The organism is Pseudomonas sp. YuFO8 (assembly GCF_035065025.1).
In the GTDB taxonomy this organism is placed as follows: Bacteria; Pseudomonadota; Gammaproteobacteria; order Pseudomonadales; family Pseudomonadaceae; genus Aquipseudomonas; species Aquipseudomonas putida_AE.
In genome coordinates this window covers 1-16,216 of sequence record NZ_JAXDEQ010000069.1, presented here as the reverse complement: position 1 = coordinate 16,216, position 16,216 = coordinate 1, and the positions used below count along the sequence as shown (strand labels likewise).

The 16,216-nt window shown below is 53.9% G+C and carries 9 protein-coding genes; 3 read left to right on the top strand and 6 right to left on the bottom strand.

Annotation, left to right across the window (positions count from 1 at the left end; genetic code table 11):
- The 4 genes from SOP95_RS30635 to SOP95_RS30620 all read right to left on the bottom strand — a co-directional run.
- On the bottom strand, positions 1 to 207 hold a 207-nt coding region (locus SOP95_RS30635; RefSeq protein ID WP_323609403.1), incomplete at its 3' end, for a hypothetical protein.
- Between the two features lie 101 nt (positions 208 to 308).
- On the bottom strand, positions 309 to 3,686 hold the full coding sequence (locus SOP95_RS30630) for a hypothetical protein (RefSeq protein WP_323609402.1): 3,378 nt from the start codon (positions 3,684 to 3,686) through the stop codon (positions 309 to 311).
- An 81-nt stretch (positions 3,687 to 3,767) separates the two neighbouring features.
- Positions 3,768 to 6,176, bottom strand: a complete 2,409-nt coding sequence (locus SOP95_RS30625; protein ID WP_323609400.1) for a hypothetical protein — start codon at positions 6,174 to 6,176, stop codon at positions 3,768 to 3,770.
- Positions 6,177 to 6,213: 37 nt separating this feature from the next.
- Positions 6,214 to 7,998 carry a hypothetical protein gene (locus tag SOP95_RS30620; RefSeq protein WP_323609398.1) on the bottom strand — a complete coding sequence of 595 codons (1,785 nt, stop codon included), beginning with the start codon at positions 7,996 to 7,998 and terminating at the stop codon, positions 6,214 to 6,216.
- A 204-nt stretch (positions 7,999 to 8,202) separates the two neighbouring features.
- Between SOP95_RS30620 and SOP95_RS30615 the strand changes: the two genes are divergently transcribed.
- Together SOP95_RS30615 and SOP95_RS30610 are read left to right on the top strand one after the other, a co-directional pair.
- Positions 8,203 to 8,760, top strand: coding sequence for a hypothetical protein (locus tag SOP95_RS30615; protein ID WP_323609397.1), 558 nt, complete (start codon positions 8,203 to 8,205; stop codon positions 8,758 to 8,760).
- An 84-nt stretch (positions 8,761 to 8,844) separates the two neighbouring features.
- Positions 8,845 to 13,542, top strand: a complete 4,698-nt coding sequence (locus SOP95_RS30610; protein ID WP_323609396.1) for an RHS repeat domain-containing protein — start codon at positions 8,845 to 8,847, stop codon at positions 13,540 to 13,542.
- Positions 13,543 to 13,547: 5 nt separating this feature from the next.
- On the opposite strand, the gene SOP95_RS30605 is transcribed toward SOP95_RS30610, so the two are convergent.
- Together SOP95_RS30605 and SOP95_RS30600 are read right to left on the bottom strand one after the other, a co-directional pair.
- Positions 13,548 to 14,198 (bottom strand): response regulator transcription factor, encoded by a 651-nt coding sequence (locus SOP95_RS30605; RefSeq protein WP_323609395.1) that lies wholly within the window; start codon positions 14,196 to 14,198, stop codon positions 13,548 to 13,550.
- 70 nt (positions 14,199 to 14,268) lie between these two features.
- Positions 14,269 to 14,553: a helix-turn-helix transcriptional regulator gene (locus SOP95_RS30600; protein ID WP_274077121.1), complete on the bottom strand. Its 285-nt coding sequence runs from the start codon at positions 14,551 to 14,553 to the stop codon at positions 14,269 to 14,271.
- A gap of 362 nt (positions 14,554 to 14,915) precedes the next feature.
- Here SOP95_RS30600 and SOP95_RS30595 point away from each other — a divergent pair, with 362 nt between their 5' ends.
- Positions 14,916 to 16,103 (top strand): pyridoxal phosphate-dependent aminotransferase, encoded by a 1,188-nt coding sequence (locus tag SOP95_RS30595; RefSeq protein ID WP_323609394.1) that lies wholly within the window; start codon positions 14,916 to 14,918, stop codon positions 16,101 to 16,103.
- The last annotated feature ends 113 nt before the right edge of the window (positions 16,104 to 16,216 follow it).

Below are 16,216 nucleotides of genomic sequence, written 5' to 3'. Positions count from 1 at the left end.
CTGAAGGACCTCTTGACCATCCGTAGTCATTGCCGGCGTGCCGTCAATAGGCTTCAAGAAGCTGTCCCGGCTGGAGCGGTTTACGTACTGCTGTTCCAGCAGGCTGTTGACCTTGTCGCGGCCCATGAACACCACGGCGTCCCAGTTGCGGGTTACCGACTTGCCGTCCATTCGGGAAATGAGTTGTTCCAATGTATAAGTAGCCATAACTTTTCCGCCTTATATAAACCCATGGGCAAATGCCAACGATACGATCTGTTGTCGACGTTATTCGATAAATGTCAGCCTGTTTCAAAAGCTGTTCAGGTCTACTGCCCGACAATACTCAGCCTGTTTCGATCGACGCCATCGAAGCCGATAGCAACGCGATGTTCATTCCCATACTGGTCATGAACAATCAAATTCAAAGCTTTCTCGAAATCGGATTTCACGTACCTGTCGTATTGCCAGTACTCCCGGCGATGAAGACTGATCATGATTTCACCTTCCTTTACAGAGCTTCCAGGCGTCATTATTTGTTTCGGTGGTACACCTTTCATGCGCCGCCATAGAATGTCGTCGAAATGCAGTTTCGTGTTACCTTGTTCATCCTTGTCACCGGGAAATGCGTACCCTGTAATGCTATGGACATCTTCAAGCAAGGAATCACTTTCCCACTTGACAATACTTTTATGGCCGTTAAATGCGGCTTTTTTTATGTCGACCTGTTTGTCCTTGATAAGCAATCTCAAGTAATAGTAATCAACGGTATTCAGGTCGACGTCATCTTCGCCGTCGCCTGGAACACGGTTCGGCCCATTAAGGGTGAATCTCACTCCGCCTACCGTTCCCCCCTCAGGTGGCTCCACAGCGTAGAGCGTGATGAGCTTTTTACTGCCTTCATCGTCCAGGGGGGATGGATTGGAATAAAATGTCATATGACTATCACTTGTAATTCTGGCAGAAACTTTCAGCCCTTCAAGATTGTGACATTGAACATAGAACTCCTTGGTCCGTTCACTACGGGCTGGGTCTCTCGAATTATCAACTGTAAGAGCGGGACCAGGATAAGGCATGTAATCACCCTTCTCCTCGGTGTAATACCAACTACCGCCGACGGGCACACCGTCCGTACCGACTTCGGGCAATGGATTTTTCTCCACTGCAGAGACTAGTCGAATACTATTGAATTCAGTGTCCGACAACTCCACTTTGTTGCCGTCCACATCGGTAGGCTTGATCCTGACTTCTACTTTTGCCTGTTGCAAGCCATTGGCATAGACAGTAGGCGGCGTACTTACCACAAATTCGAAAATATCCAGCTCGTACCAGGAAGACTGACGGGCATGCTTGGATAAATGAATGATGCAATAACCAGAAACCACGTCCGCTACTGTGCACTTCACTACACTGTAGGGTTGCGTGATGTGATTCGGCGCGGTGAACAGTCCGCCCTTGACCGAGCCTTCCCCAGCCACCACCGACCACGTCAACATATCGCCCGGAATGTCCGACGGAGCGCTGAGCAACGTGCTGCCTCCCGCTGGCAAGCCTGGTTGAATCAACGGCATGACTCTTAGCGAGAAGTTTCCGTCGCGCAACAGTATGGTGGCAATCGCTACGGACGTGCCGTCCCTGACTTCGATCAGCACCGACTCCAGGGTTTTGCCAATTGGCGTGGTCGGCCGCGTGTAGGTGGCTTCATTGCCGTTGACCGTCAGCGTGCCCAGGTCGCCCAGCAGCTTCCAGGTCGGGGCGGAGCCGCTCAGGGAAGTGGCCTTGAGCGTAACGTTTTGTCGCTTGTCATCGCCCATGTCCATTTGCAACAGCGAAGGGGTCACGACCAGGCTCTCCAGCACTACCGTCACCAACGCGGAGGCTGTAACCTCTTTGCCGGTCTCCGGGTCGGTATAGGTCGCGGTGATCACGTTTTGCACTGCACTGCCATCGAGCAACAGTGCGTCCGGGGCTTCATACTTAGCCGTATCACCGCTCTCAACAATGGTACCCACCGCCCGAGAGCCATTGACACTGCGAACGCCCCAGGTAACTGCTGACGCGCGAAAACCCAGTTTCCGGATGCTGAAATCCTGTTTATCACCGGCCTTGACTACGGGCAGCAGCGGATCGATGGTAAAGGTGGTTTCTTTGGGGTTGATTTGACCGAACATCGCCAGATCGCCGGGAAGTCGGGCTTGTGTCAGTTGCAAGGCATTGCTTTGGGGGAATAACAGGTTACTGATGGAGAGCACGCTTATTTCAGGTAAGCCAAAACTTTTGAATCGTGCGGCGTCACGGAAAAATTCTGCGTACTCCCGCAACTTTGGTTGTATTTCCGAGCGAACGAAATCAAAAATCGCGCCATGAAGCTCTAGAGACATAAAGCTGTCAATAACAGGCTTGTAATTTTCGAAAAATGTTGCAACAGGAGTGCGAGGAACAAAGCTCAGGCTATTATTAGACGGATCCACGACAAGGTCGAACAGAACATCAACGTTATGCTGAATATCCGCATCCGAATGAAACTCCTTGGTACCTAACAGATTTTTAACCTTGACTAAATAAGGCAACTTTTGAAAATTAGTCCACTTGATCGCCAGCTGCGAACTCTGTGTCGGAAGAACGCGCAAGGCAGAGTCAGGGTACGCCGAGTAAAACTTGAGATGGTGCTCTCCGACACTCCACGCTTCTCCTTTATCGCGATTTTCGTTATTAAACCACTCAAAATGAAACGCCGGCATACTCATTCTACCGGTAGCAGCCTTCAGGGATCGTGCGATGTCGTTGGATTCAGTAATCCGCTCAAATGACAGGCCATGGCCAACCATGTCTTGTATGGGGTATTGAATAAACCAATCAAACCCCACCCGACTGGCCAACACCAACGCCCCCGAATAGAGTGGTTTATTGGTTTGCGGATGCCGGTCATTGGGAATCAGGTAATCGAATGCGCCGTCTGAAACATCGTCGCCCTCATCGGGATTCCCTTTGGTACAGACCAGCATCACCACTGCCCCATCGCCATTGTATTCCGCGCCACGGGCCTGGGGTTCGTCGGTCGCCATGGTCCGGATAGCGAATGAGCGTGGCGCCAGCCGATCAGCGTCCTGCATTTCGAGTATGCCCAGTTCATACACACGGTCTTCGGGCTTTTGTGCCAGGAACAACGCCTTGAAAAAATCCCCCAGGTCCTGCTGTCCCTTGACGTCGCTCACCAGATTGCAACGACAGTCATAGCCCTCGCCGATATCGACAAGGACACGACCTTGTTCATTGACCGTCCCCTGGCTCTGCGCCAGATCGATGTCCATGGTCAGGTTGAAGCCTTGATTGGCACTCACCTCATAGCTGTAAAGAATTCTTCCGGCGGTTTGGTTATCGCCTTTAATCACATAAGAGACACTCCCTGACACAATAGGCAGGGTTGCAGTCACTCGCGAAGTACGCAACGACGCCTTCCCAAAACCTAACCGCGGATGGCCCAGTCGCAGCGCGCTCAACTGGAGAACCTCTTGACCATCCGTAGTCATTGCCGGCGTGCCGTCAATAGGCTTCAAGAAGCTGTCCCGACTGGAGCGGTTTACGTACTGCTGTTCCAGAAGGCTGTTGACCTTGTCGCGGCCCATGAACACCACGGCGTCCCAGTTGCGGGTTACCGACTTGCCGTACATTCGGGAAGTGAGTTGTTCCAATGAATAAGTAGCCATATACTCCGCCTGACTGATGAGAGTATTTTAAAATCCGGCAGCATGGCTGCCGGAACGATTTATTAATGTTGCAGCTGGAAGCTAGCCATTGAGAATGGTATTGTTCACCGCACTTGAAAGATCTGCAAACTTGTCGAGCGGTAACGGAATGGCTGTACGCCCATAAAAATTAATGTTAGCGCCATGAATCTCTGCCCTCCCCATCAAAACGACAAAGCTCCCAGGCTCAATTTCCTTCGGCTCCGTGTAGACTCCAGTTTTTTCGTCAACCTCACCGACGCCATGCAATATTTCCCAAGTCAAAGTAATAACGCCCGGAATATTTTCAATGGGTCCACTTTCGCCGATTAACTGAAATTTCACATACCCTTTGGAGGGGTCACTGGACTCGTCCATTGCCATAGTTGCGAGAATAGGCCCATTTTTCTTGATTAATACACAGATAGATGACGTTGTACCTGTCCTGGTATCTTTCACGTCGATAATATCAATGGGAAAAGGCACATTGGCGTCCATGTTCGTCCCGGCGGTATAGATACGAACGTCGGGTCTCGAAGGGTCTGCGGCCAATGTTGACCCCCACTGTTTCGTTGAAATATCCCATTCCAGTTTTCCTTCGCCAACGGCCTGGGCAGAAAGTTCCAGCGTTGTTTCGCTCCCTGAGTTGTTGCAGGTGTCATACATCGGGCTGACCACCGTAGTACTGTGGAGCACGTTAACCAGGGCCGAAGTTCGCACAGGTTGACCATCGATCTTTCCCTTGGCGGTTACGCGCACCGCGACAAAACCATCCTGCATTTCACTTTGAGAAGGCGCGGTAAAGAGCCCAGTCGAACTGATGGCGTTGGGAAGCGGCATGTTTCCGTCGACATCCTCCGCAAACCATTCAAGATCTGTTGGCGTAGGGCTCAGGCTGAATTGCAATTTATCACCCGCCCCCATGGCCGACATCAAGGGTGTCAGCGTCAAAGTAGTGCGAAGCGGGTCTATCTTGCCGAATAGCGCCAGGTCTCCAGGCGCAAAGGCGTCGGTCAACTGCAACGCATTGAGGTTGGGAAACAGAAGATTACGTGTGAAAAAGGTGTCGATGGTCGGCGTAGTTAATTTTTTTAGCAGGTCATACACTTTTGGCCGGAAAAAACCTTCGATTTTGGCCTTCATGTTGATCCCTTCCCACAGGAGATCATGTAAATGCTCATATCCCGACAGATCCATCTCGAAGACAGTGGAGTCCTCATCAAAATCAAAACTGACGACCCCCGTCACTTCATCAAGAACAACTTTAAACTTTACGCTGTAGTTACAGGTGAAATACAGATCCCCCCGTGCTTCATCATCCGGGAATGGCCAATCATTATAAACGATCCGATGAAACCCTAGAACATATGACTTCTTCAGTACAAACTCTATATGATCACCCATCGACCGAATAGTGAGCGCCTCACCTCCTTCATCCTGAACGAAACGAGCGTACAAATCCGCTGTAAAAACTGCCTCGAAATCGTCACTACGAACCTTGTACTCATGAATAAACTTTTGGCTTATTTCGCCCGCACTACCCCGCAAACTCCAGGCGATGTCTTGCCCCCCATACGAATCGTAGTCCAGAAACTCAATACCATTGCCGATATCTTTGATAGCCTGCGCTCGCATGATTTTGTCATATGTCACTCGACTCGAAAGCAGCATGCCACCTGTATACTTGGTCCCTCCCTCATCCGATGGTAGAGGGTATATATTTTTATCGCTCGGAAAACTTCTTCCGTCTTCACCGCCTTGCAGGGTGGTGAACAACATGAGCAAGCCTTTGCCATACTCCTCATCCCCCAGCACAGCCAAAGGTTCGGCCTTCCTTGTTTTTATTTCAAAATTATTGGGCGTCAGCGGCCCATTCTCGAACCCTGTCAACTCACCCAGTTCGAAAATCTTCATCTTGGGTGATAGGTTCTCTTTAAAGAACTGTTCGAAGAATCTGCCAATATCATACTCATCGATAGGACCCAAGCTAAAATTTGCCTTGAAGTATTTAGCATCATTGAGATTGATAATAACTTTACCTAGCCCATCCACTCCGCCCTTGGTGATTTCTTGCTGCATCAATAATTTTGGCCCTAACAATGGCAGCACCTGAACCATTCGTGAGACCTGGACCACATTGTTTTCTGTCCTGGTACCCACAATCATACCTCCGACCATAGGCATGGTCAGGGTTGTCAATGGGGCCTTGGTCGGGTCCGAGTTCTCAAACGACAAAGATGGGGCCTGAAATTTCAATGCGAAGCCATGGATTTTGGCATCACCACCTCCGTCATTAATTACCATCGAAATAGGTTTGATATATCCGTCTTCGCTACTAAACCGTTCAACATACAATTGAAACAGCAGTTTATTTGCCGCAAATTGATCGTATAGGGTCAGCGCATCCCAACCATAGGTCCAGGATTTTCCTTGCATCTCTTTCAACATCTCTTTCAGCGGCAACTTGCTCATTTCGATTACTCCAAACTTTTAATTAGTTACTCTCGGTTCAAGCCAGCAATTTCAAATGTAACGGATTGTTGAACACCACGACTGAGTGTCCACCATCGAAACTTACGCTGGCCCTCAATGTAAACGTACTGTTCAACGCAATGCCCGCCAGGTCTGTTTTCAGCAGACGAGACTTGACACCAAGCGTGGTCTCGGCAAGCGTCACGGGACGCATGGCAATGATGTCCCGATCAATGGTGGCACCTTCGGTTAACCTCAGGCGTACCGTTTGTTCAGTGGAAATAAATGACCAAAGGCCGATATTCAATCCGGCGCCTTCATCCGGAATATCCGAAAGCTTTAAAGTGGCCGGTGAACCAATCTGGGCTTGATCGCATTCGATGCGTGGATGACTGCTCAACTGACGGATATAGACTTTCAATGCCGGGGTGGATACTTGCCCGGGCACGCTATAACTCACTTCAACGGTTTGCCCGAAGTTCGGTGGTATGATGTTCGATGGGACCTTGAACTTCATCGGGTCAAGTTGACTGTATGTTGAAACGTCGCAAGAGCCGTTGGCGCGCTCACCTTTCCAGTGGCCCACCACCGAATCGTCTTTCCCTACCGTGGCATCTTTGGGAATGGTAATAAAAGCGCCACTGATGGCCATTATCGGATCCAGCTCGACGCGGCTGTTTACCACTACGCTGCGATCCACGGTTGGCGTAGGCATTACCAGCGGTGCGCGCACGCTTAGTTCGAGAGGAACCCCGGAACCCGCGGCGTCGGCCCGTGCATACTGGTAACGCAGTGACACCGTGGCGCCAAGGTTGCCTTCCAACCAGATGGGAGGAAGGGTTACTTCAATCTTGCCGCTGCCAATGTTGGTTTGATCGATTCTCAGCGACTGCACGGTATTCTTGCCTGGGCTGCTTCCATTGCCGGTGCGAGTCCCGTAGACCAGCACGTCATCCCCCCTGCGAATGCCGGGATACACTGGAACCACCACGACAATTCCGTCGGGAAACAACCCTGGGTTGATTTCGGTGCCGATCAAGCCCTTGACACTTGGCTGGCCAAGTTCAGGTGCGCCAGGAGCGGTGACCAAAAAACGGCGCTGCGCCGAGGTGGTAACTTCATGCGCGCTCTGCGACGCATAGGTAATTTCATAATGCAGGTCAATCGACCCTCCGCTCAACGCTATCGCATGACTTCTTAATACTTGCCAGCTGAGTACCTGGCCAGGATTGTTGGTAGTGTCGGTATCGCTATCGTTAAGGGTTTTGACCGGAATGTTGACGACGGGACCAGGTTCAGTGTCAGCACGTGTCCCGTTCCAGACAAGCTTGACCTTATCTCCGTTCGACATTGCCGCGTAAGGTGGCATTGCAATAGTCATGTAGGTATAGGTTTGCTCCGGATGAGGGTCGAGTTGGCTATCATGTGACTCTTTTATCTGGGGCCCAGACAACCAGGCTTCCTTGCCGATACCGAAATGAATCCTCTTGGATTCTTCCTTCGGTTCTCCAGGGAAACGTACAAGATAAAATGAATAAAACACCTGGCCGTAAATCAGGTCCAGTACAAACTTGTTTGCCACTTCCATCAGAAAACCGTGTTCGCCTTCGTTGTCCGGATCTACATAAATCGGGATATCCGTGACGTCTACGGGTGTGCCGTCTTGCGCAAGCCCCAGCCAACTCTGATAGAGGATGTCGCCGAGCACCGGATCGGAGTACTTGGCATACGTGGCGAGGGGACCGCCGTTCAAGGCATCCGGATCAATCGTATTGTTGATCAGAAGGGGGATGATCGGCGCCTTCAGGTCACCAGCTGCCATCGAGAAACTCCTCACGCTCACGCGATTGATGTGTGGACTTCAACCCACGAAAAACTGAACTGTTCACCACGTTTTACGCCGAAGAAACAGCATTGGGTACTAACAGAACTGCTAGGTTGTCAAACACGCCAGCGATGCTAAAGTCGGGCAGAGGTAAGTTCCAGCGCTCTTGCGCGATTCCGACAATACTCGAGGTATTCGACAATGATTCACTCAAAAACTGTGGTAGCTGCCTGCGCGGGGATTTTGTTTTCATTTGGATTCAACGGCTTTGTAACCGCTGCACAAACAGACTCGACGAAACAATCGTCACCAGAAAACCTGACCGGGATCGTCCATTTCATGGATTCCAGCACTAAAGAGGTTTGTACTTTGGCTGTACCTGCGACAACGCAAGTATTTGACTTCAGCGGTAATTCACACTGCGAAAACAACAAAGTGGCTTACTTTTGGTTTGAAAACGTCCCTTCGGCCACGCTGATCCACCTGTATGAAAATGCTGCATGTTCGGACGCGAAGACGAAAGGAAATTACTTCATCAAGCTGAAGACGGTTAAACAGCCAACGACCTGGAGCCAGACTCCCGAGAGAGATAAGCATATTTCCATAGATAGTCTTAGAGACGCTAAAAAAGGCGCTCTGCTTCCGGGCAGATATACCCGCGTAGAAGAAGACAGCTGGGTAGGTGAGGACCTTGAAAAAGAAAATCTGAATCAACGGCTTAGCTGCGTTTATATAGAACGCTCGCAACCTGTGAACTGATAACTCGCATATATGTAACTCCCGCACATGGGCTTAGACGCCTTTGTTCCCCGCTTTCAACTTCCCTGCAGGAGGAAGTTCTTCATGGCCAGTTCCACAGCCGTGCATTCCAATGCGTTTAATTTCATGACTTTTCTAGAAAGCCGGGTCGACCCACGCACCGGCCAATTTGCTTGTGCTGTTTCATTGCCCGAACTCAAGGCCAACAATCTGTGTGGCCCGGTCGTTCCATTGCAACTCAACTTCAACCCCCTTAATGCCCGTGACAGCGGATTCGGCAAAGGTTGGAATTTGAGGTTGTCACAATACCACCCCACCAGCCGCATTCTGTCGCTTTACACCGGTGAAACGTTCAAGGTCAATCTGGGCGGCGGCGTCACGGTTATTCCGGAAAAGAAAGTCGACTCATTTCATTTTCATGAATTCCGGGAAAACCAGAAGACCAAGTACCGCGTCGAGCATAAGTCCGGCCTGGTGGAGATCCTCGAAGTCACTCAGGGTGAATTCGCGATGCCCTCGCGCATGGAGTCGCCCCAGGGGCACCGTGTCGACTTCGAATACGACGCGTATGGCACCGACCCCTTGCTCAAAAGCATCAGTAACGCCGACGGCACGTTGTTGCTCAGCCTCGAACGGACCACCAACCAGCTGAAAATCAAACTGCATCCGGGCAGTGCGTTCGAGGCGCTGTTCCTGATGAACATCAGTGGCGGTGAAACCCGTAGCCTGGTCTTGCCCACCGCAGACCAGGCCGCCTGGCGTTTCGGTTATGTGCAACAGAGCGGCCTGACCTGCCTGGAACATGTGTACACGCCCACCGGCGGCCATGAATCAGTCAGCTACTCCGGCACGCCACACGCGTTTCCGGGCCTGCCCAACCGTAGCCTGCCGCGGGTCGACGCCCATGTGCGCGATCCCGGGTTCGGCCAACCGCCTGTTGAAAGCCGTTACGCGTACGACAAGAATGGCTACAACTTCCTGGGCAATGGCAGCGGCCAGACGTTCCGCGACGACGGCCTGGACAACCTCTACAACGCCTCGCTCAACTATGAGTACACAACCCATGAAACACTCTGGGACAGCTCCACTGCAAAGGCCGTGCGTGAAACCGAACGGGTGTTCAACTGCTTTCATCTGCTGATCAGGGAGGCAACGACCCAGTACAGCACTGACCCCACGAAAGACCACACTCTGTTGGTGACCGAGAACCAATACCACCTGGTCCCGGGCCTGGCGTTCAAAGACCAGCCGCCCTATTGCCAGCTGCCGAAGACCGTGACCCGCACCTGGCGTGAGCTCAATACCACTAATCCACGCTACGAGGAAATCGTCACCACCACCTACGATGACTTCGGCAACCTGCTGACCCAGGTCAACGCCGACGGCGTGACCGAAACCAGCGAGTGGTACCAGGCGCAAGGCGAGGTGGGCTGCCCGCCCGACCCGCAGGGGTTTGTGCGCAATCTCAAAAGCAAGACCGTGAAGCCGGCTGCCTCCCAATACGGCAAGGCCCCGACCCTGCAGACCCGCTACACCTACACCGCGGAACTGGGACTGACCGGTTCCGGGCCCTGGCTGGCCATGAAGGACGAGACGCTGGTGCAGGTCATCAATGGCCAGAGCCAGGCGCTGCAGGACACTGCCTACAAATACATCAACACGCCAAACAACCCGTTCGAGCACGGACGCAAGTTGCAGGACGCCGTGACGCTCAACGGCAAGACCACCACCACCGCCTATACCTACAGAATGGCCCGAAATGCCCGTAGTGGTGAGGCGGTGCTGCACACGGTCAACACCCTGACCGGTTTTGACGGGCAGAAAAAAATCATCAACCTGGAGCATTCCCTGTTCAATGGCGAGCCACTGCTCAACCATGACGACAACAAGGTGGAAATCGCCTACGAGTATGACCTGTTAGGGCGTGTGACCAAGGAAACCGTGGCGCCGGGCACGCCTTACGAGGCCAGCCGTAACTACACCTACTCGCTGGTCAACGCCAATGGTCAGCAGGCGACTCAAACCGCCAGGGACGTCAAGGGTGTTGAAACCATCACTCACCTGGATGGGCACAATCGGGTCATCAAGGAAACACGCCGCGATGCCGATGCCCTGGGCGGCAACCCGCAAGCGTTTCGCGATACCTACAAAGCCACCTACAACCACCTGGAGCAGTTGATCAGCGAGACCGTGATCGACTGGGAAAGGGCCACGGACGTGCCCTTGACCAGCCTGTTCAACTACGACGATTGGGGTGAGCAGCGCAGTGTGATTCGACCCGATGGCGTCGAGGAGCACGAGGTCACAGACCCGATTGGCCGCACCACCACACAATGGCTCGACGGCATGGGCAAAACCGTGACGGTCAACAACCTGTTCGACAAACCCGACAGTGTTAAACGTATCGACCTGGGCGGGCAGACGATCAGCGAGCATCTCTACCATTACGATGGCATCGGGCGGACCGCCGAGGAATATGACGCCGCCGGCAACTGGACGCGCTATGAGTACGACGCTTTCGACCGGATGACCAGGACGGTTTTGCCCGACAGCAACGAAGTCGAGCGCGAGTACGCCGCGCACAGCGGCGAAGACCTGCCGGTGAAGATCAGCGTCAACGGCAGCGTACTGGGTGAACAGGGCTTCGACGGGCTCGATCGGATGGTCGTGTCGATTACCGGCGGACGTAAAAGTGTCTATAACTTCGATCCGGGGCAAAGCCAGCCGAAAAGCGTCAAGCGGCCCAGCGGTGTGGAAACCGGTTACGTCTACCGCCCGGAACTCGGTGAAGACCCGGAGCAGCGGATCGCCGTTGAAAGTACCGCCGTCTATAGCTATGACGCTGAAAACGCGCGCCTGCGCAGCACTGAAGAAGTCGACGCAGCGGGCATTAAACATAGCCTTGAACGCCAGTACTTCAGTACCGGTGAGGTGAAATCGGAAAAACGTGAACAGAGCGGTGGAACGCCGTACACCATGTTCTACGAATACAGCCGGCAAGCCAGGTTGATGAGTTATACCGATGTGCTCGGGCAAATCCAGACCTACGAGTACGACGGGTTTGCCCGGTTGGTGGCCACTGAACTGGGCAGCACCCGCTCGACCTTCACCTACGACACTGTGGGGCAACTCAAGACGATCGACACCCTCGATGGTACGCAAAGGCTGAAGATCGACCTGGAGTACGATGATTTCGGCCGTGAGACGCTGCGCAGGTTCGACATGGGCAATCAGGTCATTCAGACCCTGAGCCAGGCGTACGACGAAGTCGACCGGCTGACAATGCGTTCGTTGAAGCAAGGTAGTACGACGCTGCGTGACGAAACCTACGCGTATGACGCACGTGGACGCCTGGTCGACTACAGCTGCACGGGCAGCCAGCGGCCTGAAGACCCCTATGGCAAGGTGATCAAGGGACAAGTATTCAGCTTCGATGCCCAGGACAATCTCGACTTCGTGGAAACCACGTTCGAGGGTGGGCGCCACGCGATCTATTTCGAATACAGCAACCCGCAAGATCCTTGTCAACTGACCGGGCTGAGCAATGTATTGACTCCACCCAGGCCTGGCGACCCGCTCTATCCGCCGAGAATCGACTTCAATTATGACGCCGAAGGTAATCTGCTGCAGGACGAAGTCGGGCGTATTTTGGCCTATGACAGCCTGGGGCGTCTGATCAGCGTCAGCGCCTTGGCCGGTGGAACGGAAAGTGACTATCACTATGACTCGCTGGACACGCTGAGCGGCAGCATTGTTGGCGGCAGTCACGAACAGCGTTTCTACCAGAACGGTGAACTGGCCAACCAGATCGAGGGTGCCAACAGCAGTACTTTCGTACGGGCCGAAGGAAATGTGCTCGCCGAGCACCAGGCAGGTGCTGGCCCAAAGTCCCTACTGCTGGCCAGTGATGACAAGAACAGTGTGCTGTGGGAGGTCGGGCAGGGTATGACGAATGGCATTGCTTATTCCGCGTATGGGCACAGCAGTTCAGAGCAGCCGGCGAGTTCACGGTTGGGTTACAACGGCGAGCTTCGGGAAACGTCAACCGGTTGGTATTTGCTGGGTAATGGGTATCGGGCGTTCAGTACGGGCTTGATGCGGTTCCATAGTCCGGATAATTTGAGTCCCTTTGATGAAGGGGGAATGAATGCGTATATGTATTGCCTGGGGAATCCGATTAGATTTATCGATCCGACAGGGCATATGGGTTGGATAAAAAAAGTAATCGAACAGAACGCGCGGGAGTTTGCAGCCATAGCACCCACTAAAGTTTATAAGGCGGGTACAAGTGCAAGTCAGACCGCAGCCAATACGGGAATACTCGCAGGGAGCCAGGTCGATACGACAATTAAAAGCGTCAATAAAACTGTCCCTACGGCATCTGTCAGCGATACCGTCACAAGCATTCCTCTGCCGAGCACCTCGACCCGGCATCCAAGACCTGGTAAGGCCAGCGGCTGGGTAGACAACTTTAATCTGGAAAACAATAGTCCCGTCTACGCAAAAGCCAAGGTGGCTCCACCTGCAAATGCCAGTGGAGACATCGCCCAATCAGGAAGAGGGCAAATGCCTCTGCCTGGCCCATCGAAGCCAGTATCTAAAGCCGTAAACGCGCAACCGAAGCCAAAACCTGTTCAAGCGCCTAATCCTAACCAGGGGCGAATAAATGAACTTAATATCAAAATTAAATTGGAGAAGAATCAGCGTCGTTCTTACATGGTTCGCGAAGATAAAATTCAAAAGTGGATGGATGAAATATCTCGATTGAGTGTGCGTCGCTGAAGACTTCATCCGTCTAATCCACTCACCCTGGCAAACTCCACCAACCCACCGTCATGGCCAAGTCCCAACTTGTCCATGGCGGTTCTCTTTTGCCTGCTGATGGTTTTTTCACTGCGATTCAACTGCGCGGCAATCTGCCGGCCGGACAATCCCTGGACGAACAACCGCACCACCTCCATTTCTCGTTCCGAAAGATTCGCCGTCGCGTCGGAACGACAGTGGGGCAGGGACCGGGCCTCGAGAATCCGGGCAAAAGAAGGGCTGAGATAGCGACGCCCCTTGGTCACACTGTTTACGGCCTGTTTCTGTTCACTCAACGGGCTGCGCTTGTCGAACAGGCCACACGCACCGTGATTGAGCAAGGCCTGCAGCAGGGAAGGGTTGCGCAACATGGTCATCACGATGAGCGGTATGTGGCCGAAGTGACGGTTCAGGTAACCCATCAATGCCAGGCCATCGGGAAAGCGCCCGTAGGGCATCGAATAATCGCTGATCAGGATGTCGCAGGGTGTGACGTCCAGGTGATAGATCAGCTCATCGGCGTTGAGCGCTTCAGCGACCACGGAAAACGGCGATCCGGGCGATGCGGTCAAGGCCGTCCTGGCACCTATCAACACTACCGGATGGTCATCGGCAAGAATGATGCGCTGGCTCATGAAGCCGCGCCCCGATCGGCAACACCAGCGCGATGCAGGTGCATCGCGGCAGGCATTGGCCGGCCGCGGGTCAAGGCAGATGAATCAGGCCTTGCTCCAGCGCCTTGACCACAGCGCTCCAGCGCGAACTCACACCGAATTTTCGGCGGATGTTGCAGAAGTGGTAGTTCACCCCGGCTTCGGTGCATTCGACGATCTGGCCGATTTCCCAGGAGGATTTGCCGGCAGCGCTCCACTGCAAGACTTCTCTTTCCCTGTTCGTGAGTGTGATCGGCTTGGGTTGTGCGGGTTCTGGTGGCTGGAAACTGACCTGGGCTGACGATGACCGTGTTGGAGCTGGGTTGGAACGGTACATGACGGACTCTCCCAATTATCATCAATGATGGCGTGGGCACGGCAGAATCTTCCTACTTCATAAAGGCATGGTTCATGCGGCCTGCCTTCAGACACCTGATTCAGGGCTGTCGGCATGGTCCAGTTATATCGAAAGCAGACGACTTTGGAACCTGACAGAAATTACAGGTAGGCGACTTTAATGACGAAATGCCGATATGGCTGTCAGCTATCGCACCGTCTGGTGTAGGTATTTCTACGCGATGCGCCGGTGCAACCTTTTGAACAATAAAATCCCGATTGAAGGGGATTCGAACGCCAGGGTGGCGCGCTTCGCGATTTGAGATAGGGTTGTGTCAGGAACTCGCGCGACTGGAGAAATACATGCGCTATTCAGGCTTGACCCAACGCATCGCCGGTGAAGGCGCCGCGGCCTGGCAGATTCATGACCGCGCACTGGAAATGCGCGCACAGGGCGTCGACATATTGCTGCTGTCGGTCGGCGACCCGGATTTCGATACACCCAAGCCCATCGTTCAGGCGGCCATCGACAGCTTGCTGGCCGGCGACACCCACTATTCGTCAGCGCGTGGCAGTCGGGCCTTGCGCGACAGCATTGCCCGGCGACATCGACGTCGAAGCGGTCAGGTGGTGGACGCCGACCATGTGATCGTGATGCCCGGGGCGCAAAACGCGGTGTATTCGGTCGCGCAGTGCGTGCTCGATCCGGGCGACGAAGTGATAGTCGCCGAACCGATGTACGTGACCTATGAAGGGGTGTTCGGTGCGTGTGGGGCGAAGGTGGTGCCGGTGCCGGTGCGTCCGGAGAACGGTTTTCGGGTCGATCCGGCGGACGTGGCGGCCCGGATTACCCCCAAAACCCGCGCGCTGTTGCTCAACAGCCCGAACAATCCTTCCGGCGCCAGTCTGTCGCTGATGATCTGGCAGGAACTGGCGTTGCTGTGTATTCGGCATGACCTGTGGCTGATCAGCGACGAGGTCTACAGCGATCTGCTGTACGAGGGCGAACACATCAGCCCGGCCAGCCTGCCGGGCATGGCCGAGCGTACGGCGACCATCAACAGCCTGTCCAAATCCCATGCCATGACCGGCTGGCGAGTGGGCTGGGTGATCGGGCCAAAAACCTTGAGTGACCATCTGGAGCATCTGTCGTTGTGCATGCTGTTCGGCATTCCGGAGTTCGTGCAAAAGGCCGCGCAGCTGGCGCTGGATGAAGACCTGCCGGAGGTGGCGTCGATGCGCGAAGAGTATCGCCAGCGCCGCGACCTGGTGTGTGCGAGCCTCAGGCATTGTCCGGGTATCCGTCCGATTCGGCCGGATGGCGGGATGTTCGTGATGGTCGACGTGCGCCAGACCGGGCTGACCGCCCAGCATTTCGCCGAGCGGCTGCTGGAGGGGTATGGGGTGTCGGTGCTGGCGGGGGAGGCGTTTGGGCCGAGTGCGGCGGGGCATATTCGCATTGGGCTGGTGGTGGATCAGCGCAAATTGGCGGATGCGTGTCGGCGGATTGCGCTGTGTGCGATGGATCTTCTGGAAGCGCGGCGGGCCTGAGAAACTTGCAGTGTTTGTGCCGGCCTCATCGCCAGCAGGCTAGCTCCCACAGGAGATTTGTGAACGGCACAGATCCAATGTGGGAGCCAGCCTGCCGGCGATAGCTATGGGAT